General features: G+C 71.0%; 18 protein-coding genes. 10 read left to right on the top strand and 8 right to left on the bottom strand.

The window, feature by feature from the left end; genetic code table 11:
• Window positions 1–43: 43 nt before the first annotated feature.
• The 3 genes from ACN6LB_RS04910 to ACN6LB_RS04900 form a co-directional block, all read right to left on the bottom strand.
• A complete protein-coding gene (locus ACN6LB_RS04910) occupies window positions 44–1,282 on the bottom strand; it encodes a DUF5667 domain-containing protein (RefSeq protein ID WP_445024707.1) in 1,239 nt (412 codons plus the stop codon).
• Between the two features lie 254 nt (window positions 1,283–1,536).
• Entirely contained in the window at window positions 1,537–2,367 is an 831-nt protein-coding gene (locus tag ACN6LB_RS04905) for an ECF subfamily RNA polymerase sigma factor, BldN family (RefSeq protein WP_356144837.1), read from the bottom strand.
• A 403-nt stretch (window positions 2,368–2,770) separates the two neighbouring features.
• Window positions 2,771–3,721 (bottom strand): HAD family hydrolase, encoded by a 951-nt coding sequence (locus ACN6LB_RS04900; RefSeq protein WP_356144835.1) that lies wholly within the window; start codon window positions 3,719–3,721, stop codon window positions 2,771–2,773.
• Between the two features lie 174 nt (window positions 3,722–3,895).
• Here ACN6LB_RS04900 and ACN6LB_RS04895 point away from each other — a divergent pair, with 174 nt between their 5' ends.
• From ACN6LB_RS04895 to ACN6LB_RS04865, 7 genes are all read left to right on the top strand, one after another.
• Window positions 3,896–4,225, top strand: a complete 330-nt coding sequence (locus tag ACN6LB_RS04895) for a glutaredoxin family protein (protein WP_356144832.1) — start codon at window positions 3,896–3,898, stop codon at window positions 4,223–4,225.
• Between the two features lie 311 nt (window positions 4,226–4,536).
• Window positions 4,537–5,307: a redox-sensing transcriptional repressor Rex gene (locus ACN6LB_RS04890; RefSeq protein WP_356144830.1), complete on the top strand. Its 771-nt coding sequence runs from the start codon at window positions 4,537–4,539 to the stop codon at window positions 5,305–5,307.
• Window positions 5,304–7,013 (top strand): glutamyl-tRNA reductase, encoded by a 1,710-nt coding sequence (locus ACN6LB_RS04885; protein ID WP_445024706.1) that lies wholly within the window; start codon window positions 5,304–5,306, stop codon window positions 7,011–7,013. The genes ACN6LB_RS04890 and ACN6LB_RS04885 overlap by 4 nt, the downstream gene beginning before the upstream one ends.
• The gene (gene hemC / locus ACN6LB_RS04880; RefSeq protein WP_356144826.1) at window positions 7,013–7,981 is read left to right on the top strand and encodes a hydroxymethylbilane synthase; all 969 of its coding nucleotides are present in this window, start codon (window positions 7,013–7,015) and stop codon (window positions 7,979–7,981) included. The genes ACN6LB_RS04885 and hemC overlap by 1 nt, the downstream gene beginning before the upstream one ends.
• The gene (locus ACN6LB_RS04875; protein ID WP_356144824.1) at window positions 7,978–9,711 is read left to right on the top strand and encodes a bifunctional uroporphyrinogen-III C-methyltransferase/uroporphyrinogen-III synthase; all 1,734 of its coding nucleotides are present in this window, start codon (window positions 7,978–7,980) and stop codon (window positions 9,709–9,711) included. Before hemC ends, ACN6LB_RS04875 begins: the two co-directional genes overlap by 4 nt.
• A gap of 187 nt (window positions 9,712–9,898) precedes the next feature.
• Window positions 9,899–10,897, top strand: a complete 999-nt coding sequence (gene hemB / locus ACN6LB_RS04870; protein ID WP_445024705.1) for a porphobilinogen synthase — start codon at window positions 9,899–9,901, stop codon at window positions 10,895–10,897.
• A 317-nt stretch (window positions 10,898–11,214) separates the two neighbouring features.
• Window positions 11,215–12,588, top strand: coding sequence for a helix-turn-helix domain-containing protein (locus ACN6LB_RS04865; protein WP_445024704.1), 1,374 nt, complete (start codon window positions 11,215–11,217; stop codon window positions 12,586–12,588).
• Here the strand turns inward: ACN6LB_RS04865 and ACN6LB_RS04860 are convergent.
• Window positions 12,585–13,523: an aminoglycoside phosphotransferase family protein gene (locus tag ACN6LB_RS04860; RefSeq protein ID WP_445024703.1), complete on the bottom strand. Its 939-nt coding sequence runs from the start codon at window positions 13,521–13,523 to the stop codon at window positions 12,585–12,587. The two genes, ACN6LB_RS04865 and ACN6LB_RS04860, sit on opposite strands and share 4 nt — an antisense overlap.
• A gap of 95 nt (window positions 13,524–13,618) precedes the next feature.
• Here ACN6LB_RS04860 and ACN6LB_RS04855 point away from each other — a divergent pair, with 95 nt between their 5' ends.
• From ACN6LB_RS04855 to ACN6LB_RS04845, 3 genes are all read left to right on the top strand, one after another.
• A complete protein-coding gene (locus tag ACN6LB_RS04855; protein ID WP_445024702.1) occupies window positions 13,619–14,827 on the top strand; it encodes an aminotransferase-like domain-containing protein in 1,209 nt (402 codons plus the stop codon).
• A 283-nt stretch (window positions 14,828–15,110) separates the two neighbouring features.
• Complete coding sequence (locus ACN6LB_RS04850) at window positions 15,111–16,109, top strand: DUF5937 family protein (RefSeq protein WP_445024701.1); 999 nt, start codon at window positions 15,111–15,113, stop codon at window positions 16,107–16,109.
• 125 nt (window positions 16,110–16,234) lie between these two features.
• On the top strand, window positions 16,235–17,182 hold the full coding sequence (locus tag ACN6LB_RS04845; protein ID WP_445024700.1) for a hypothetical protein: 948 nt from the start codon (window positions 16,235–16,237) through the stop codon (window positions 17,180–17,182).
• A gap of 154 nt (window positions 17,183–17,336) precedes the next feature.
• Here the strand turns inward: ACN6LB_RS04845 and ACN6LB_RS04840 are convergent, their stop codons facing one another.
• From ACN6LB_RS04840 to ACN6LB_RS04825, 4 genes are all read right to left on the bottom strand, one after another.
• Window positions 17,337–17,822, bottom strand: a complete 486-nt coding sequence (locus ACN6LB_RS04840; RefSeq protein WP_445024699.1) for a hypothetical protein — start codon at window positions 17,820–17,822, stop codon at window positions 17,337–17,339.
• 429 nt (window positions 17,823–18,251) lie between these two features.
• Window positions 18,252–18,599 carry a DUF6193 family natural product biosynthesis protein gene (locus ACN6LB_RS04835; protein WP_445024698.1) on the bottom strand — a complete coding sequence of 116 codons (348 nt, stop codon included), beginning with the start codon at window positions 18,597–18,599 and terminating at the stop codon, window positions 18,252–18,254.
• Between the two features lie 20 nt (window positions 18,600–18,619).
• The gene (locus ACN6LB_RS04830; RefSeq protein WP_445024697.1) at window positions 18,620–18,832 is read right to left on the bottom strand and encodes a DUF397 domain-containing protein; all 213 of its coding nucleotides are present in this window, start codon (window positions 18,830–18,832) and stop codon (window positions 18,620–18,622) included.
• An 11-nt stretch (window positions 18,833–18,843) separates the two neighbouring features.
• Entirely contained in the window at window positions 18,844–19,698 is an 855-nt protein-coding gene (locus ACN6LB_RS04825) for a helix-turn-helix domain-containing protein (RefSeq protein ID WP_445024696.1), read from the bottom strand.
• Between the last annotated feature and the right edge of the window lie 160 nt (window positions 19,699–19,858).

The following is a 19,858-nucleotide window of genomic DNA, read 5'->3' as shown; positions in this document are numbered from 1 at the left end:
CTTCCTGAGAAGGGAGCCCCCATCGCCGTACGACCTGATCCCGCTAGTCGGCGTCCTCGCTGTCGATGCCCAGGCCCGGGAGGAGGCCCGGGAGGAGCGGGGGCAGGGTGACGTCCGGCTCGGGGGTGGTGCTGTCGCTGCTTGAGGGGGACGAGCTGGTGTCGTCCTTGGGCGGGTCGAGGAGGCCGCCCGTGTTGCCGCCGAGGAGGCCGTCGCTGTCGCTGCCCGAAGTGGACGGCTTGGGCTTGCCGCTGCTGTGCGTTCCGGTGGCGGAGCCGCTGGTGGCGCTGGGCTCCGGTCGGTCCGTGCCGGAGGAGCCGGTGGACTCCTCGCTCCTGCCGCGGTGGCGGCCGGTGCCCTCCGGGGAGGTCGGCTGGGGCAGCAGCGAGCGCAGCGGCTCGACTTCCTCGTCTATGGCGGCGAACACCGACGAGACCTGCTCGCTGACGTCACCGAGCTGGACCGGCAGCCGGTCGCGCAGCGTGCCCCAGGCTTGGCGGTGCGACTGGGAGAACGCGGAGAGCGCCTGGATCGGGCCCAGGGAGCCGTCCCGCTCGTATGCCTCGTGCAGCAGCCGGTGGCCCTCGGAGGCATCGTGCTGCATGCCCGACAGAGCGCGGCGGATCTCGCCCAGGGACTCGTGGTCCAGGTGGCCGGAGCGGCCGCGTTCCATCAGCCGGCGTGCCTCGCTCAGCCGCGTCGAGGCCTGGTCGAGATACACCTCGCCGCGGTCGCTGTCGCCGTGGGCCAGGCCCAGCTTGATGTCCTCCATGCCGCGCTTGAGCCCGTAGAGCGAGTCACCGGGGAGGGCGTCGGAGCTGGCAGCGGCTACGCCGCCGAAGGCTCCCGCGGCCACACCGATGGAGAGCCCGCCCGCGGCGAGCCCCTTCGACAGCCGGGACCGTGGTCGCAACTTCCCGAGCCCGCTCGCCCGGTGCGTGCCTCTGCCCCGATGGGACCGCTGCTCGGGCACCGAAGGGTCCGGGCCTTCGCCGCCCAGTGCCGTGCCCTCCAGCAGCATGGCCTCCATGGCGGCCACGAGCTGGGCCCGCTGGACGACCTTCACCTCGGGGTCCAGCTCCGGTTTGGGCAGCTCGCCGAGACCGGAGGCGAGGGCCAACAAACGGCCCTGCCCGGTCTGTTCCGCAGCAGCCGTGGACGCAGCAGCCGGAGGCGGTGCCGATCCATCGGGCTGCTCGGCCGCCGTGCCCCGGTCGGACTGCTCCTCCAGGGCCTGGGCGAAGGCGTTCGCCCGCCGGTGTGCCGATACGTTCGCGATCACTGGCGGCACCTCCTCTCGTCATGACGGTCGACTCCCCAGGGGGTCCTGAGGGTTGCACGCCCTGACCACATCCACACGATCGAGTGATCGGTGGCGGCCAGGGAGTGACCACAGGGAGCCTGTATCCCACACAACGAGCGGCGCGGCACTTGGGTTACGGACGACGGATGATCGGACCGCGAAGTCAACGGACTTTTACGGACGGTGAGTTGAGCATCGCTGAGCGTATCGGTCCGCGGTGGGGTCGGGCGTTCTCAGCGGGCGTCGTCGGGGAGGAGCCGGGCGAGGGTGCGGACGGCCCGGTACTGGAGGGTCTTGATCGCGCCCTCGTTCTTGCCCATCACGCGGGCGGTCTCGGCGACCGAGAGGCCCTGGAGGAAGCGCAGGGTCACGCACTCCTGCTGCTGGGGATTGAGGCGCCGTACGGCATCGAGCAGTGCGGCGTTGGAGAGGGACTCCAGGACGGAGTCCTCGGGTGAGCGCTCGACCTCGTTGGCGTCGAGCATCTCGCCGGTCGTCACTTCGAGCCGGAAGCGGCTCGACTTGAAGTGGTCGGCGACCAGGTTGCGGGCGATCGTCACGAGCCAGGCGCCGAAGTCGCGGCCCTGCCAGGTGAAGGTGCCGATCCGTCGCAGGGCGCGCAGGAACGTCTCGCTGGTGAGGTCCTCGGCTGTCGCCTTGCCTCCCACGCGGTAGTAGATGTAGCGGTACACGGTGTCGCTGTACTGGTCGTACAGGCGTCCGAAGGCGTCGGCCTCGCCGGCCTGGGCGCGCTCGACGAGGTCCATCATCCGGGCGCTGTCACTGTCTGCGGCCGGGCGGCGGGCGGTGGGGGTGGCGGCCGAGCCGGAACGGCTCCGCCTGGTGACTTCCCGGCCGTCGCCCGATCGCCGCCCCCCGACGACGGCGCTTCGCGCCGAGCCCTGTTCGACGCCGTCGGCCAGGGCATAGCAGGGACCGGCGGGTGCGGGGACGGCGAAGGCGGGGACGGCGTACGCGGTGGGGACGAAGCCGCGCAGGCGGTCCAGGACCGTTGCGCGCAGCGTAGCCAGGCCAGAGGCGTCAACCCCGACGTGTGAGTACACGGGACTCCCAGAGGCAGAGCTTCCATCACGTGCAGTGCGGGACCGTTCACCCGTCGTAGCGACGGAGGGGTACCGGTTTGCGTCTGAGGAGAATAACGCTTCGTACAGGCAGTGCTACACCCAGTTGCTCAAATCATCGATTACGTCGCTTCTGTAACCGATTGACGCCTGATCAAGTGCCGGACAGTGACCGGTTGTTGATCGAATCGGGTCAGGTTCCGTCTGGGTGCGGGGCGTGTTGTGGCCGTGTGCGGTGAAGGGGACTGGCGGGGAGGCTGCCCGGGTAGAACCCCGTGATTGCCCTCCGGACAGCGACGCGAGGGCCCTGCGGGAAGGGAAACGTCAACCCCGGGCCCCCTCTTCGGGAGAGGGGACCCGGGGCGGGTGTTCGTGGGGTCCGGCGCTACCGCCGGCGGCGGTGCAGGGCGATCGCCGCCGCCGTGCCACCGGCTACCGCGCCCACCCCCGCGGCCGCGGGGATGCCGACCTTCGCGGCCTTGCGTGCCGTGCGGTAGTCCCGCAGCCGCCAGTCGGACGCCCGCGCGTGCTTGCGCAGCTTCGTGTCCGGGTTGATGGCGTAGGGGTGGCCCACCAGGGACAGCATGGGGATGTCGTTGTGGGAGTCGCTGTAGGCCGCGCAGCGGCCGAGGTCCAGGCCCTCCGCCGCGGCCAGCGCCCGTACCGCCTCCGCCTTGGCGGGCCCGTGCAGCGGCTCGCCCACGAGCTTTCCGGTGTAGACCCCGTCCACCGACTCCGCGACCGTGCCCAGGGCGCCCGTCAGGCCCAGCCGCCGCGCGATCACCGTCGCGATCTCGACCGGCGCGGCCGTCACGAGCCAGACCTTCTGCCCGGCGTCCAGATGCGCCTGGGCCAGCGCGCGGGTGCCCGGCCAGATGCGCTCGGCCATGTACTCGTCGTAGATCTCCTCGCCGATGGACATCAGTTCGGCGACGCGGTGGCCCTGGACGATGGACAGCGCGGAGTCGCGCGCCTCCTGCATGTGCTCCGGGTCCTCGATGCCGGCCAGCCTGAACCAGGCCTGCTGCCAGGCGAACTTGGCGAGGTCGCGGGTCTCGAAGAACTTCCGCTTGTACAGACCGCGGCCGAAGTGGAAGATCGCGGCGCCCTGCATCACGGTGTTGTCGAGGTCGAAGAACGCGGCGGCCCTGTCGTCACCGAGTACCGGGAACTCCGGTTCCTCCGCGGCGTCCGGAGCGTCGGGCGCGGTTTCGTGGGCGAGGTCCTCCAGTTCCTGCGAGGACTTGCGGGCGGCCTCCGCCGAGGCCTCGCCTGCCAACACGCTCCGCGCGGTGGCGGAGCGCCTACGGGGAGTGAGCCATCCGAGAGCGGCCATGTCGTGAGCATAGCCAGTCTGTTCGGTCGCTTCGGAGTCGAGAGGATTCGGTGCTGTGAACTCTCTGCGACCGACCAGTTAAAGAAGTGGTCCCACCAAGGCGTCGGCCCAGTGTGCAAGCGGGTTGGGGCCGCCCGGGCGGACGGTCCCCACCAGCGCGGCCGCAGCGGGAGAATGGCCGGTATGAGTCCCATGTTCCGGCGCAACGACCGCCGCACCGACAAGACGGACGGCGAGAAGCACAACGAGAAGGACACGAGGGAGTCTCAAGTTCACCTCGTGACGCTGATCAGGAAGCCCGGCTGCCATCTGTGCGATGACGCACAGGCAGTTGTCGAGAAGGTCTGCGGCGATCTCGGTGTCCCGTGGGAGCAGAAGGACATCACGCAGGACGAAGACCTGCACCGGGCGTACTGGGAGCAGATTCCGGTGGTGCTGGTGGACGGCGCGCAGCACACGTTCTGGCGCGTCGACGAGGGCCGGCTGCGCAAAGCCCTCTCCTAGGAGGTGCCTCCCATGCCCTGGCCGAGGAGTCCAAGTGGTCCGGAAAGTCGCCTAGGATCGGGGGCGATTCAGATCTCGGGGGCGGGATTCGTTGAGGAGTGTGTGCGGCTTTGCCCCCTTCAGGCAAGGAACGTAGGTGCTCGTGCGCCGGTTCCATACGGGTGCGCCGGGCGTGCGTGACCCCGGTCACGTTGGCCGGGCAAATCGGACACCATCTTTGTGCACGCGTTCACAAAGACATAGCCTGCATTCGACGGGGCGGTCCGGGGACGTGTGACCGCCTGCAGCCCCGCGCTACCCGCAGGAGCACCGTGGCAACTGGCCGAACTCACCGAACGGCGACCCGCAGCCGAGGGATTCCCGAGGCCACCGTCGCCAGGCTTCCGCTGTACCTCCGAGCCCTCACCGCCCTGTCGGAGCGCTCGGTACCCACGGTCTCCTCCGAGGAGCTCGCTGCCGCCGCGGGGGTCAACTCCGCGAAGCTGCGCAAGGACTTCTCCTACCTCGGGTCGTACGGGACGCGCGGTGTGGGCTACGACGTCGAGTATCTCGTGTACCAGATCTCCCGCGAGCTGGGGCTGACCCAGGACTGGCCGGTTGTGATCGTCGGTATCGGTAACCTCGGCGCCGCGCTGGCCAACTACGGCGGGTTCGCCTCCCGTGGGTTCCGGGTCGCCGCGCTGATCGACGCCGATCCCGAGATGGCCGGAAAGCAGGTCGCCGGGATCACCGTGCAGCACAGCGACGACCTGGAGAAGATCATCTCCGAGAACGGCGTCTCCATCGGGGTCATCACCACCCCGCCGGGCGTCGCTCAGGCCGTCTGCGAGCGCCTGGTCGCCGCCGGAGTCACCTCCATCCTGAACTTCGCGCCGACCGTGCTGTCCGTCCCGGACGGCGTCGACGTGCGCAAGGTCGACCTCTCCATCGAGCTGCAGATCCTCGCCTTCCACGAGCAGCGCAAGGCCGGCGAGGAGGCCGAGGCGCAGGCGCAGGCCCAGGCGGGCGCCGCGCTCGCGGCCTCTCAGGAGAACAACGGCAAAGGACCCGACGGGGACGTCCCCGCCGTGATGCCGGCATGAGTCTCCTCGTCGTCGGGCTGAGTCACCGCAGCGCTCCGGTCAGCGTCCTGGAGCGGGCCGCGCTGGCCACGGACACACAGGCCAAGCTCCTCCAGGACACCCTGGCCGCCGAGCCGGCCACCGAGGCCGCCGTCCTCGCCACCTGCAACCGCATCGAGCTGTACGCCGACGTGGACAAGTTCCACGCGGGCGTCGCCGAGCTGTCCACGCTGCTCGCCCAGCACAGCGGGGTCGGCCTGGAGGAGCTCACTCCTTACTTGTACGTGCACTACGAGGACCGGGCCGTCCACCACCTCTTCTCGGTGGCGTGCGGGCTCGACTCGATGGTCGTGGGCGAGGGGCAGGTCCTCGGTCAGATCAAGGACGCGCTGGCCACCTCGCAGGAACTGCACACCGCCGGGCGGCTGCTCAACGATCTGTTCCAGCAGGCGCTCAGGGTCGGCAAGCGGGCCCACTCCGAGACCGGCATCGACCGGGCCGGGCAGTCGCTGGTGACGTTCGGTCTGGAGCAGCTCTGCGCCGGTGCGGCCGTCGAGGCCTGGGCCAAGGACAAGAAGGCCCTCGTCATCGGCGCGGGCTCCATGTCCTCGCTGGCCGCGGCGACGCTCGCACGCGCCGGGGTCGCCGAGATCGTGATCGCCAACCGCACCCACGACCGCGCCGAGCGCCTCGCGCAGATCCTTTCCGAGGGCGACGACACGGACGTGCTGGCCCGCGCGGTACCGATGGAGTCGGTGCCGGTCGAGCTGACACGTGCCGACATCGCCGTCTCCTGTACGGGCGCGACCGGCCTCGTGCTGACCGCCGACGCGGTCACGGCCGCCGTGGAGGGCCGCACCGGCACTCCGGCAGCCGTCCAGCACGACGTACCGGCCGCATCCGCGGGCGCCCTCGCACCGACCAGCCTCGGCACCGAGGAGGGCTGCCCGCTCGACCTGTCCGCCGTGCAGGGCGCCTCCGGCTTCTCCGTCATGGGGGAGGCCGCGGTGGCCGGGATGAACGCGGCGACGCTGGAGCAGCACGCCGCCTGGGTGGACAAGGGCACCGGAACGGTCGAGCGCCGCGACAGCCGCCGCATGGCGGAGGCCGACGCCGAGCTGATCACCGCGCTCGCCGCGACCGCGGCCGCCATCGGCCGCGTCCCCGAGCGCCGCAGGCCCGAGCCCGTCGTCGAGGCCCCGCGCCCGGCGCCCGTGCTCGCCCTTCTCGACCTCGCCATGCCGCGCGACATCGACGCGGCCGTGCACCGGCTGCTCGGGGTGCGGCTCGTCGACATCGAGTCGCTGGCCGAGGCCTCCGCCGACGCGCCGATGGCCGCCGACGTGGACCAGGTGCGCCGTATCGTCGCCGACGAGGTGGCCGCCTTCGGCGCCGCCCAGCGGGCCGCGCACATCACGCCGACCGTCGTCGCGCTGCGCACCATGGCAGCGGACGTCGTCGCCGGCGAGATCGCTCGCCTCGACGGCCGGCTGCCCGGCCTCGACGACAAGCAGCGCAGCGAGATCACCCAGACCGTGCGGCGCGTGGTCGACAAGCTTCTGCACGCGCCGACCGTACGGGTCAAGGAGCTGGCCGCCGAACCCGGCGGCGCCGGGTACGCGGACGCACTGCGCACCCTCTTCGATCTGGACCCCGAGACGGTCGCCTCCGTCTCGCGGGCCACCGATGACATCACCAACGAGAACGCCGAGAACCGAGGGCGATGATGAGTGAGCCGGAAACAACGGCACTGAGGCTCGGGACCAGGCGGAGCAAGCTCGCCCTGGCCCAGTCCGGGCAAGTGGCGGATGCCGTGAGCCAGGTGACCGGACGTCCCGTCGAACTCGTGGAGATCACGACGTACGGCGACACGTCCCGCGAGCACCTGGCGCAGATCGGCGGCACCGGTGTGTTCGTCACCGCGCTGCGTGAGGCGCTGCTGCGCGGCGAGGTCGACTTCGCCGTGCACTCCCTCAAGGACCTGCCGACCGGACAGCCCGACGAACTCGCGCTGGCCGCCGTGCCGGTGCGCGAGGACCCGCGTGACGTGCTGGTCGCGCGGGACGGGCTGACGTTCGCCGAACTGCCGGACGGCGCCCGCGTCGGCACCGGCTCGCCGCGCCGCATGGCGCAGATGAACGCGTATGCGCGCAGCCACGGGATGACGATCGAGACGGTCCCGATCCGTGGCAACGTGGACACCCGGATCGGGTTCGTGCGGAAGGGTGAGCTCGACGCCGTCGTCCTCGCCGCCGCCGGACTCGCCCGGATCGGGCGGAGCGCGGAGGTCACCGACTTCCTGTCCGTCGACACCGTTTTGCCGGCCCCCGGCCAGGGGGCCCTCGCGATCGAGTGTGCCGCGGACAACGCGGACCTCGTCGCAGCGCTCGGAGAGCTCGACGACCCGTTCACCCGGGCCGCCGTGACCGCCGAGCGGTCCCTGCTCGCCGCCCTGGAGGCCGGTTGCAGCGCACCTGTGGGTGCGTACGCCGACCTTCTGGCCGACGGGCAGATTGTCAAGGAGATGCGCCTGCGCGGCGTCGTCGGCACGACCGACGGCTCGACGCTGGTGCAGCTGTCCACCACCGGTCCCGTGCCCGAGACACATGACCAAGCAATGGCGCTCGGCCGTGAACTCGCCGCCGAGATGCTTGCCAAGGGCGCGGCCGGTCTGATGGGGGAGCGAGCACTTTGAGCCCCACCAACTTTCCCGCCGGTCCGGAACACGGGCACGTCACCTTCCTTGGTGCCGGACCCGGGGATCCGGGACTGCTGACACTGCGCGCCGTCGAGGCGCTGGCGAACGCGGACGTTCTCGTCGCCGAGCACGAGGTGCTCGACGTGGTGCGTGTGCATGCCAGGCAAAGCGTCGCCGTGCTGAACACGGATGCGACATCCGCGTCTTCGGCGGATACGCCCTCGGGGTCTTCCTCGGGTACGTATCCGGGCACGGGCACGCCTCGTCCGACGGTTGTTGACAGTGCGTCAACAACCGCTGGGATCCCGGCGATGAGGGACGCGGCCAATCTTGTCATGGAGGCCGCACGGGGCGGCAAGCGGGTCGTGCGTGCGGTGTCCGGTGACCCCGGGCTCGACACGTACGCCGCCGAGGAGATGCTGGCCTGCGCCGCCGCGGGTGTGCCCTTCGAGGTCGTGCCCGGTGTCGCCGCCGCCGTCGGTGTGCCCGCGTACGCCGGTGTGCCGCTGCGGGACGCGCAGGGTGCGGACGTGCGGTTCGTGGACGCCCGTACCGCCTCGGACCGGTGCTGGACCGAGGTCGGCGCGTCCGACGGAACCGTGGTCGTCTCCTCGACGCTCGACTCGGTCGCCGCGGCCGCGGGTGAGCTGGTCGCCGCCGGACGCAAGCCCGATACGCCGCTGTCGGTGACGATCGCCGGTACGACGACTCGGCAGCGGACCTGGTCCGCGACGCTCGGGACGATCGCGCAGACGTTGAAGCAGGCGAAGGTGCTGCCGTCGCCGGAAGGTCATCGGCCCGTCATAGCCGTGGTCGGTGAGCGCTCCGCCGCCGCGCAGCGCGACCAGCTGTCGTGGTTCGAGTCCAAGCCGCTCTTCGGGTGGCGTGTGCTGGTGCCGCGTACGAAGGAGCAGGCGGCGTCGCTCTCCGACCAGCTGCGGTCCTACGGAGCCGTGCCGCACGAGGTGCCGACCATCGCCGTCGAGCCGCCGCGCACGCCCCAGCAGATGGAGCGGGCCGTCAAGGGGCTCGTGACGGGGCGTTACGAGTGGATCGCCTTCACGTCGGTGAACGCGGTCAAGGCCGTACGGGAGAAGTTCGAGGAGTACGGGCTCGACGCGCGCGCGTTCGCGGGGATCAAGGTCGCCGCGGTGGGGGAGCAGACCACGAAGGCGCTCGTCGCGTTCGGTGTGAAGCCGGACCTCGTGCCGAGCGGGGAGCAGTCCGCTGCCGGGCTGCTGGAGGACTGGCCGCCGTACGACCCGGTCTTCGACCCGATCGACCGGGTGTTCCTGCCGCGGGCCGACATCGCCACGGAGACGTTGGTCGCCGGGCTGATCGAGCTCGGCTGGGAGGTGGACGACGTCACAGCCTATCGGACCGTGCGGGCGTCGCCGCCGCCGGCGGACACGCGTGAGGCGATCAAGGGCGGTGGGTTCGATGCCGTTCTGTTCACGTCCTCGTCCACGGTGCGCAACCTGGTGGGTATCGCGGGGAAGCCGCACAACGTGACGGTGATCGCGTGCATTGGTCCTGCCACGGCCAAGACCGCCGAGGAGCACGGGCTGCGGGTGGATGTGATGGCTCCCGAGCCGTCCGTGCACAAGCTCGCCGAGGCGCTGGCCGACTTCGGGCTGAAGCGGCGCGCTGCCGCGCAGGAGGCGGGGGATCCCGTCACCCGGCCCAGTGAGCGCCGCCCCGGGTCTCGGCGGCGCCGGACCACCTAGCCGGTGGTTGGGGGCTGAGGGGACGGCTTTTTTCGCCCCCTCCGCCCCTGCCCTGCCCGTTTCTGGGGGCTGCGCCCCCTTTCCCCCTGCCATCGCGCTGCGCGCTCGTCCTCAAACGCCGGACGGGCTGGGAACCCCGACTGGGCGTCGGTAAAGGTGCCTCTGTGGCGGGCGTAGCGTAGGGCGTATGTCTACGTACGGATCCTTCCCCGGTACGCGGCCGCGGCGGCTGCGTACGACGCCTGTCATGCGGCGCATGGTCGCCGAGACCCGGCTGCACCCCGCCGACTTCATCCTGCCCGCCTTCGTGCGCGAGGGTGTCAGCGAGCCGGTGCCGATCGGGGCCATGCCGGGCGTGGTGCAGCACACCCGCGACAGTCTGAAGAAGGCCGCCGTCGAGGCGCTGGAGGCCGGGGTCTCCGGGATCATGCTGTTCGGCGTGCCCGAGGAGTCGAAGAAGGACGCCGTGGGGACGCCGGGGACCGATCCGGACGGGATTCTGCAGGTCGCGCTGCGGGATGTGCGTGCCGAGGTCGGCGACGAGTTGCTGGTGATGTCCGATCTGTGTCTGGACGAGACCACCGATCACGGGCACTGCGGGGTGCTGGACGCCGAGGGGCGTGTCGACAACGACGCGACGCTGGAGCGGTACGCCGAGATGGCTCAGGTGCAGGCCGACGCCGGGGCGCATGTGGTCGGGCCCAGCGGGATGATGGACGGCCAGATCGGTGTCGTCCGCGATGCGCTCGACCAGATCGGGCGTGAGGACGTGTCGATCCTCGCCTACACCGTCAAGTACTCCTCGGCCTTCTTCGGGCCCTTCCGGGAGGCCGTCGCCTCTTCGCTGAAGGGTGACCGCAAGACCTACCAGCAGGATCCCGCCAACGTACGTGAGTCCCTGCGGGAGTTGGCGCTCGATCTGGAGGAGGGCGCCGACATGGTGATGGTCAAGCCGGCCGGGCCCTACCTGGACATCCTGGCGCGCGTCGCCGACGCGGTGGACGTGCCCGTGGCCGCCTATCAGATCTCCGGCGAGTACTCGATGATCGAGGCCGCCGCGGAGAAGGGGTGGATCGACCGGGAGAAGGCCATCCTGGAGACCCTCACCGGGATCAAGCGTGCCGGGGCGCGGAATATTCTGACGTACTGGGCCACTGAGGCTGCCCGGATGGTGCGGCAGGCCTGAGTCCCGAGGACGGGCCCTCGTCGCGAACGCCCTCGCCGTCCTCGCATGCCGTCAGCGTGAGCGCGGCGGCCAACATGGCGGCCGCCGCGGCCAGTCGGCGTGTGCGGGCCCTGTGCGTGGTGCGTGCGGGCATGGGCGTTCCCCTCGGTTTCGGTGCGCAGTCGGTGCTGAAACGCGCCAACGGGCGTGGGCGGTCAGGTAGTTGCCGGGTGCAGGTGCTTGGATGGAAACAGCTTGCTCGGTGAACCGGCCCGGCCGCCATATCTGTCGGGATATTCGGGACGCCGGAACAGCAACATGGGCTTTGAGCTGCGGAGATGTCGTCCCTCTGGAACACGGGCCGGGACGCGGGGGACGGAGGAACGGTGGCCGGGGACGAGTTCGCGGGACTGCTGAGGGAACTCAAGGAGAGGTCCGGACTCAGCTACGGGGCCCTCGGCAAGCGGCTGCACATGAGCACGTCGACCCTTCACCGGTACGCCAACGGGGATGCCGTACCGACGGATTATGCGCCCGTGGAGCGGTTCGCGCGTGCCTGCCGGGCCACCTCTGAGGAGCTTGTCGAGCTGCACCGGCGGTGGGTGCTCGCGGATGCGGTGCGGCGGGGGCAGAAGGGGGCGGCCGCTGCCTTGGCCGCGGGGGGCGCGGGGGCGGTGGAGGCTGCCGAGGTCTCGGAGGCAGTGGAGCCGGCGCCGGAGTTGGCGCCGGAGACCGTCTCGCCCGAGGTTCGTGAGGTTCGTGAGGTCCGCGAGGGCGGAGCCGGGGCCGACGCCGAGGCCGGCGTCTGGCGGCGTCGGCGGGCCGTCGTGCTCGCCGGGGCCGGCGTGGTCGCGGCGGCCGTCGCCGCCGTGCTCGTCGTCAACCTCGTGCCCGGCAAGGGCAAGGACCACGGTGAGAAGCAGTCCTTGGGGGTCCCCGCGTCCACCGTCGCCGAGCGCACCGGGGCCGGGGTGACGGCGTCGCCGGACGCCCGGCCCAAGTCGCCCTCGCCGTCCGCCTCGCGGAGCCCTCGTACGACACCGTCCGTGTCCGCGCGTACCACCGGGGCTGCCGCCGCGCCCAGCTCCGCGGGCCCTGCCGACGACGGTGCCGCCGCGCCCGCCGTCGCCACCAACCCCTACAAGTGGGAAGAACCCTGCAGTCAGCACTACCTGGTGAACCGGGAGCCCGAGAAGGTTCCACCGCCGCCGAACGAGTCGGACGCGCGCGGCTGGGTTGCCGCGCTCGGCGGGGTCGCGGGAGGGCAGCAGATGGTCGCGTTGACCGTGCAGGGCACCGGGAAGGCCACGGTCGTCCTGGACGCGCTGCATGTGCGGGTGGTGGACAAGGAGGCGCCGCTCGCCTGGAACGACTACACGATGGGTGTCGGGTGCGGGGGCGGGGTGAAGACCGCGTCGTTCCATGTCGACCTGGACGCCGGACGGCCGGCGGCCGAACCCAGGGCCGGGCAGCGGGACTTCCCGTACAAGGTGAGCGAGTCCGACCCCGAGGTCTTCTACGTGTTCGCCGACGTCCAGGCGCACAACGTGAGTTGGTACCTGGAACTGGACTGGTCCAGCGGGAGGAAGAGCGGGACCGTCCGCGTCGACGACCGTGGGAAGCCCTTCCGGACCAGCGGGAACGTGGGGCGGCCCGCCTATGACCAGCCGCTGGGCGACAGCGAGTGGGGGCCGGTGGCTCCCCAGGGTTAGCGGCTCGTGTCCGTTGCGAACCAGGTGTCCGCGAGGACGTCCAGCCGCGGTTCGGGGGCGACGGGCAGGCCCTTCAGGTAGCGCGCCAGATTGCTGTACACGTGCAGCAGTGTGTACGCGAGGAGGGTCTGCGGAGGGTACGGGGCGCGGCCGTAGGCCTCGTAGAAGCGGCTGAGGAGGCGGGGGTCGCCCTTCGTCACGTACAGGCCCACCCCCACGAAGTCGTACGCCCGGTCGCCGGTCATCGCCGGTTCGAAGTCGATGAGGCCGGTCAGGCGCCAGTCGTCGGACGGGTCCGTGATCAGGTGCTCGCGCATGAACTCCGTGTGCAGCAGGACGCGTTCGGTCGACGTGGGCAGCTGGGCGGAGTCCAGGTAGTCGGGGATCTGCTCCAGCCACACCTCCGCGAGACCGCACTCGCGCTGCTGCTCGACCGCGCCGGCCCGCTGCTTGTCGAGGAACGTGCCCCAGTCGGGCGGGCCCACGACGTCGGCCAGTGGTGCCGGGTCGAGCGCGTGCAGGGCGGCGAGGGCCGCGCCGGACTCCGTGGCGATACGGTCGCGGACCGCGGTGGGGACGCGCGGCCACGCCACGGCCAGGTCCTCGCCGACCAGGCGCGACATGAGGACGTAGTGCCAGCCGTTCTCGTAAGCGCCTGCCGCGTGGACCCGCGGGGTGGGCACCGGCAGGCGGTCCTCCAGGTGGGAGAGGACGCGCGCCTCACGGACGGCGTCCTGCGCGTACGCACCGGGGAACAGCTTCAGCACATGCTCGGTGCCGACGGCGTACACCGGCAGCGAACCCGCCGGGAAACGGGTCAACTCGGTGCCCGCCAGGCCGAGTCGGGCGCAGAGGTCCTCGACGCCCGGCCGCAGCGCGGCCTCGTTCGAGGAGGCCTCGTCCCATTCGGTGTCGGTGTCCACGCGGGGCAGCATGTCCGCACCGTAGACAGCCCCTGCGTACGCGATCAAAGGGTTTTAGGCTGCTCGATACGAACAACTGCCCAGAGCCGCAGCCGAAGGAGCCCGCCGTGAGCGTCGCCGACCCCGTGACCGCAAGTTCGCCCGTGCCGCCGCTCGCCGCACGAGCCACCGCGATCGGCGGCTCTCCGGTCCGGGACATCCTGGCGGTGACCGCGCGGCCCGAGGTGATCAACTTCGCGGGTGGGCTGCCCGCGCCCGAGCTGTTCGACGTGGCGGGGATAGCCGCCGCCTACCGGGACGTCCTCGCCGACGTTCCCCGGCAGGCGCTGCAGTACGCGACGACCGAGGGCGAGCCCCTCCTGCGTACCGCCCTCGCCGAGCGGTACGGCGTCCGGGGCCTGGCCACCGGGCCCGACGACCTGCTCGTCACCACCGGCTCGCAGCAGGCGCTGTCGCTCCTCGCCACCGCCCTGATCGACCCCGGCGACACCGTCCTGGTCGAAAGCCCCTGCTATCTGGCGGCACTTCAGGCCTTCGCGTTCGCCGGAGCCCGCGTCGTGCCCGTGCCCGGCGACGACGACGGCATGGACACGGCCGCCCTCGACGACCTCGTCGCGCGCGAGCGGCCCAAGCTGCTCTACACCGTGCCCACCTTCCAGAACCCCACCGGCCGCACCCTGCCCGGCGAGCGGCGGGCCGCCGTCGCGGCGGTGGCGGCCCGGCGCGGGCTGTGGATCGTCGAGGACGACCCGTACGGCGAACTCCGCTTCGAGGGCGACCGGGTGCCGTGGATCGCCTCCTACGAAGGGGCCGAGGACCGCACCGTACTCCTCGGTTCGTTCTCCAAGGTGATGGCACCCGGGATGCGGCTCGGCTGGCTGCGCGCCCCCGGCGCGCTCCGGCGCGCCTGCGCCGTCGCCAAGCAGGCCGCCGACCTGCACACCCCGACCGTCAACCAGCTCGCCGCCGCCCGCTACCTGGCCGACCGCGACCTCGACGCACACGTCGCCCGGGTCGCGGGCGTCTACCGCGAGCGGCGCGACGCCATGCTCGCCGGCATCGGCGAAGCGCTCCCGGAGGGCTCCACCTGGAACCGCCCCGAGGGCGGCATGTTCCTCTGGGCCCGGCTGCCGACGTCGTACGACACCACGGCCCTGCTGCGCCAGGTGGTCGAGCACAACGTGGCGTACGTCCCCGGCGCGCCCTTCTACGCTGGCACACCGGACCCGGCGACCCTGCGGCTGTGCTTCGTCACGCAGACGCCGGAGGAGATCGGGGAGGGGCTGCGGCGGCTGGGGGAGGGGCTCCGGGGCTGAGGCGATCGAACTGAGGGGGCGGGCCCCGACAGGGCGGTGAGGTTGCGAGTCCGCGCACCCTGCCGGGTCCTCCCGCCGGGGTTCCCCCTGCCCCTCGGGTGGTGAGCGGCCGGGTCACCCCTGCCCCTCGGGTGGTGAGCGACGCCGAGTCCGGATCGCTCCTTCCGTCCAGTCGGCCGCACTGCTCATAATTCGTGAACCCGGCACGCGCCGCGATGGGTTCGGCCCTGACCGAACCGTGGCCCGCGCAGGCGCCGGGAAGCGCGAGGGGAAGGGGCGGTACATGCTGCGTCTGCACTTCACGGCGGAGGACCTGCTGCGGGTGTCGTTCGCGACCCAGCCCGCCCCGCTGATGGAACTCGGGATGGCCGTCGCGGTACTCCAACGCCGTTCGCCACCACCGGCGTTGACCCGTTGGCAGCACCGGACACGGCAGGCGTTCCCCGCCGCCGCGCGCCCCCTGCTGCACCTGATCCCGCCCTCCGCGCGCGGCCCCATGTTCCTCGACCCGCTCAGTCGCGGCCTGGAGGACGGGCTGGAGACCGTCCTGTCGACCCCCGGCGCACGCGTCCGCGCCGAACTCGACCACCGGATCCCCTCCGTGCTGCCGCCGAGCACCTGGGCGCGCCGCCTCGTCGACCAGGACCGGCAGGCCTGGCAGGAACTCGAACGCGCCCTGCGGTCCGCGTACGACGGCCTCCTCGCCGAGCCCTGGGCGCGCGTCCAGGCCGCCTTCGACGCCGAACGCGCCTGGCGCACCCGGCTGTTGGCCGAACACGGCATCCGCACCGCACTGGCGGGCCTCGGGCCCGGCGGGCACTGGGACGGCACGACCCTGATCTACGACTCGCCCGACGACATCCAGGCGACCCTCACCGGGCACGGCGTCACCCTGCTCCCCTCCACCCTGTGGACCGGCCGCCCGCTGTTCGCCGTGCACGACGACGCCCCGAGCATCATCGTCTACGAAGCCGCCGCCCCGCTGCCGCTGCTCACCGAGCCCCGCAGCGAACCCGCCCACGGGCCGCTCGCCGCGCTCCTCGGACGCACCCGCGCCGCCGCCCTGGAACTCCTCACCAAGGAACGCACCACCACCGACGTCGCCCGCGAACTCGACATCAGCAAGTCCTCCGCGTCCGAACACACCAAGGCCCTGCGCGACGCCCGCCTCATCACCACGCACCGCGACGGCAAAGCGGTCTGGCATACGTGCACTCCGCTGGGGCTGGACCTGTTGACCACTCGGGTGGAGAGCGCGAAGGAGGAGCGGCGGGCGTCCTGAAGCCGGAGAGTTCCGGGAAGCCCCTTGAATTTTCGGGGAGTTGGGGGCCTGTGTCAGTGGCGGTTGTTACAACTGTGAGGCGGGGGTCCAGTGGGGACGCCCACCACACGGAGGGGGAAACATCCGTGCGCAGACGCACAGCATGGCAGCGCGTTCTCACCGGCGCCTTAGCCGGCCTTGCCACGACGATCGGCCTCACCACGGCCCTGGCCGCACCCGCTGCGGCGGCCACCGGCACGCCGACGGCCGTGACCAGGTACACGTACACCAGCCAGCCCGGTGACTACATCGGCCAGGGCGGCACCGCCACGTACAAGAAGTCGACGGCCACCATCACCGCCGGAGGCTCCGCCGAATACGTGCGCTTCCGCGTCTCCACCGACAACGAGTGGTGGGACGTCGAACTCGCCGCGCCCCAGGGCGAGAAGCTCCACCCCGGCGTCTACCACGACGCCGAGCGCGCCTCGTTCCGCACCGGCCGCTCCCCGGGCCTCGATGTCTCCGGCGACGGCCGCGGCTGCAACGAGGTCTACGGCCAGTTCTCCGTCAACCAGATCGAGACGGACACCTCCGGCGCCATCACCGTCCTGGACGCCAGCTACACCCAGCACTGCGAGAGCGCCACGGCCCCGGCGCTCAAGGGTGTCGTCAAGTACCGCGCCCACCCGCTGTCCTACGCCTACACCAGCGACCCCGGTGACTACATAGGCCAGGGCGCCACCAAGACCCACACCGGCTCCACCAGCACCTTCTCGCTCAGCGGACGCGGCGACGGCATCCAGTACAGCGCCTCCGGCAAGCGGGAGTACTGGACGGCGCTGCTCGCCCCGCCCACCGGCGAGCACTTCCAGGCCGGGCACACCTACCAGGCCGAGCGCAGCAGCGCGGCGGGCGTCGCCGGGCTCGACGTGTTCGGCAACGGACGCGGCTGCAACACGGTCACCGGCGAACTCACCGTCACCAAACTGGCCTTCGGCACCGACGGAGCCGTCAAGGCGTTCGCCGCGACCTTCGTCCAGCACTGCGAGGGCGGCGGGCCCGCGCTGCGCGGCTCGATCCACTACTACGCCTGACACCCAGCGGGGAGCGGTAGCGAGAGCCCGGCAAGACGCGACGTGCCGACTCGCGCGCCTTGCCGGGTTTCCTCTCCCCCTGAGTAGGGACGGCCTCGGCCCGTAGACGACCGGACCGTCCCGTGATCGGTGCCCGACTGCTGGTGAGCCGCGATCAGTGCCAGTTCGTGGGGCACTGGAAGGTCGTCCCGTCCCGCCAGCCGAGGCAGACCTGGAAGTGCACGTCCTTGATCGGGTAGTTCGAGGCGTAGTACTTCGAGATGACCTGGCCGTCGTTGATGTCGCAGTCGACCGCAGGGGAGCGGTACTGCCAGTCGCTCTTCCAAGCCCCGTTGACCTTGACGTGATAGCGCAGTTGCGTGATCGCGCACCAGCCGTCGTTGATCCGGTCGGCGGCACCGGTGTGGACCTCCACGTCCGTGCCGGTCCAGTCCACCCGGCCCCAGCCCTCCGCCTGAGCGGGGCCGCTGGGAGACTCCGGATAAGCCATCCAGCCGGTCGGCCGCTTGGTGGCCAGGCCGCTCCAGCCGCTGATGACGTGCCAGTCGTCCGACGCGCTGGCCGGTGTCGATGTGGCCAGGACGAGACCGGCGCCGACGGCGGCCAGAGCGAGCGGAGCCAGGCGTGAGCGTGTGCGCACTGTTGCTTCCCCTGTCTGTCAGCCCTGTTGGGCCTGATGGACACCACGGTGGTCAACCGCGGTGTGAGTGGTGAGGGCGACCCGTCCGGTGAGCTGCTTCCGTACCGGCGGTCGCACAGCCAATACTTCGAGGGTCCGCAGAGGGGCGCGATGCTTTCGGCCCTGACCGAACAGTGCCGTGTGGCAAGAGCGTTGGGCATGTCGGTGGGTCCTCGGCCTCCGAACACACCAAGGCCCTGCGCGACGCGCGCCTGATCACCACGCACCGCGACGGCAAGGCTGTCTGGCACACCTGCACTCCGCTGGGCCTGGACCTGCTGACCACTCGGTCCGAGCCCGCACATGATGGGCGGCGGGCGTCCGGAGCCCGGAAACGCCCCACGGGGCTGGGGCTCACGGGCTTGCCTTCATCCTCGACTCCCTCGCGGATCACCCCGCGCGCTGCTTCTCGATCAGCCGGGCCGTGAATTCCACGGCCTCGACGGGATCGGCGCTCTGAAAGAGAACGGTCTCCTGCGGGTACGGCCAGGCCAGCACCGTGTACACGCCGTCCATGGCAGCGATGGCGGGAAGTGCATCGGCAGTGACCTCCATGACCGCGGAATCCGTGACGGTCAGCGACCACATGGAAATCACTGGATACAGGGACCGGAACACCGGATTTCCGTGGGCGATCGGAAGCAGGTGAGCCAGGCTCACGGTAAACCTGCTCTCCAGCGCCTGCGGTCGAGCGTATTCCTGGAGTACGACTTCCCACTCCTCGCTACGCGTTCGCACGGTGCCCTCCGAAGCCCCGTTCACGCACGCTTGGCGCCCTGCCTGCCGCACTCACCGTCTGGCCCCTTGGCCGCGGCTATGAGGTTCTTGAGCGGGGTGCGGGTAGTGCTGAGGGTGACCTCCGGGTCGTCGCTCTCGCGGAGGCGGATCGTTCCGTCGGGGGCGGTGGCTATGTTGACGCAGGAGGAGGCCTCCTGGCTGTACGTCGATTTCTGCCAGTGGAGTTCGGGCACGGCGGGGCTTCCTAGAGGTCCTGGATGAGTTGGGCGATGAAGTCGCGGGACTTGGCCGGGGCGAGAGCGGCGCTTTCCATGCGGTCCAGGACGAGGCGGTAGCGCTCCAACTGGGCCGGTGAGTCGATGAGTTCGCCGCCGTGGTCGGTGTCGATCTGGACGGTGTCGAGTTGCCGGACAGGTCCGTGGAAGTAGTCGACGCCTTGGCCCGACGTGTGGAAAGGGCCGCTGTCGAAGGGGACGACGGCCAGGGTGACGTGCTCGAGGTCGCTCACCTCGATGAGGTGAGCCAGCTGATCGCGGGTCGTGGCCCGGTCGCCGAAGCGCATGCGCAGGGCTGCTTCGTGGATGACCGCCCTGTACGGCGTGGGCTGGTCGCGGTGCAGCACGGCCTGGCGCTTCACCCGGTGGGAGACCCGGTGCTCGATCTCGTGCGGCTTGAGCTGCGGGACGGTCTGCTCGAAGAGCGCTCGTGCGTGGGCGGTGGTCTGGAGCAGGCCGGGGATGTTGATGATCTGGGCGACGCGCATCCGCGTCGCGTGGTGCTCCAGCTCGGTCAGGTCCAGCATGCGCGGCGAGAGGATGTCGCGGTACTCCTCCCACCAGCCGCGCCGGCGGTCACCGGGCATCGCGGCGAGGGCGTCGACCAGTTCGCTGTCGGTGCAGTCGTAGTGACCTGCCAGGGCGCGTACGCGGTCACCGCTCACTCCGTAGCGCCCGGCCTCGATGTTGCTGATGCGGGACTGGGGGACGCCGAGCAGTCCGGCTGCCTCGGTGACGCTCAGGTCAGCGCGTTCGCGCAGTCGGCGCAGTTCGGTGCCGAGACGTCGTCGACGCACCGTCGGCAGGGGACTTGGCTCGGGCATCGGTTTGCTTCTCCTCGTCCGCGCATACGTTGCAGAGGTACCCCACACGAGGGAATAAGGTCTGCATTCCTCGCATTCCATGGAATGCAGACCATGCTACGTCCTACGGTGTTCCTCGCCCCGCTCAACCGCCCTGACCCGTAAGCCGGAAGCGCACCGC

Source organism: Streptomyces sp. SAS_270, from assembly GCF_052543295.1.
This window is presented reverse-complemented; position numbering and strand designations above follow the sequence as displayed.

Bases quoted from the DNA above. Each gene is read 5' to 3' on its own strand.
- ACN6LB_RS04900 (WP_356144835.1), bottom strand. From the start codon at position 3,721: ATGGCCGCTCTCGGATGGCTCACTCCCCGTAGGCGCTCCGCCACCGCG.
- ACN6LB_RS04895 (WP_356144832.1), top strand. From the start codon at position 3,896: ATGGCCGGTATGAGTCCCATGTTCCGGCGCAACGACCGCCGCACCGAC.
- ACN6LB_RS04885 (WP_445024706.1), top strand. From the start codon at position 5,304: ATGAGTCTCCTCGTCGTCGGGCTGAGTCACCGCAGCGCTCCGGTCAGC.
- hemC (WP_356144826.1), top strand. From the start codon at position 7,013: ATGAGTGAGCCGGAAACAACGGCACTGAGGCTCGGGACCAGGCGGAGC.
- hemB (WP_445024705.1), top strand. From the start codon at position 9,899: ATGTCTACGTACGGATCCTTCCCCGGTACGCGGCCGCGGCGGCTGCGT.
- ACN6LB_RS04865 (WP_445024704.1), top strand. From the start codon at position 11,215: ATGTCGTCCCTCTGGAACACGGGCCGGGACGCGGGGGACGGAGGAACG.
- ACN6LB_RS04860 (WP_445024703.1), bottom strand. From the start codon at position 13,523: ATGCTGCCCCGCGTGGACACCGACACCGAATGGGACGAGGCCTCCTCG.
- ACN6LB_RS04850 (WP_445024701.1), top strand. From the start codon at position 15,111: ATGCTGCGTCTGCACTTCACGGCGGAGGACCTGCTGCGGGTGTCGTTC.
- ACN6LB_RS04825 (WP_445024696.1), bottom strand. From the start codon at position 19,698: ATGCCCGAGCCAAGTCCCCTGCCGACGGTGCGTCGACGACGTCTCGGC.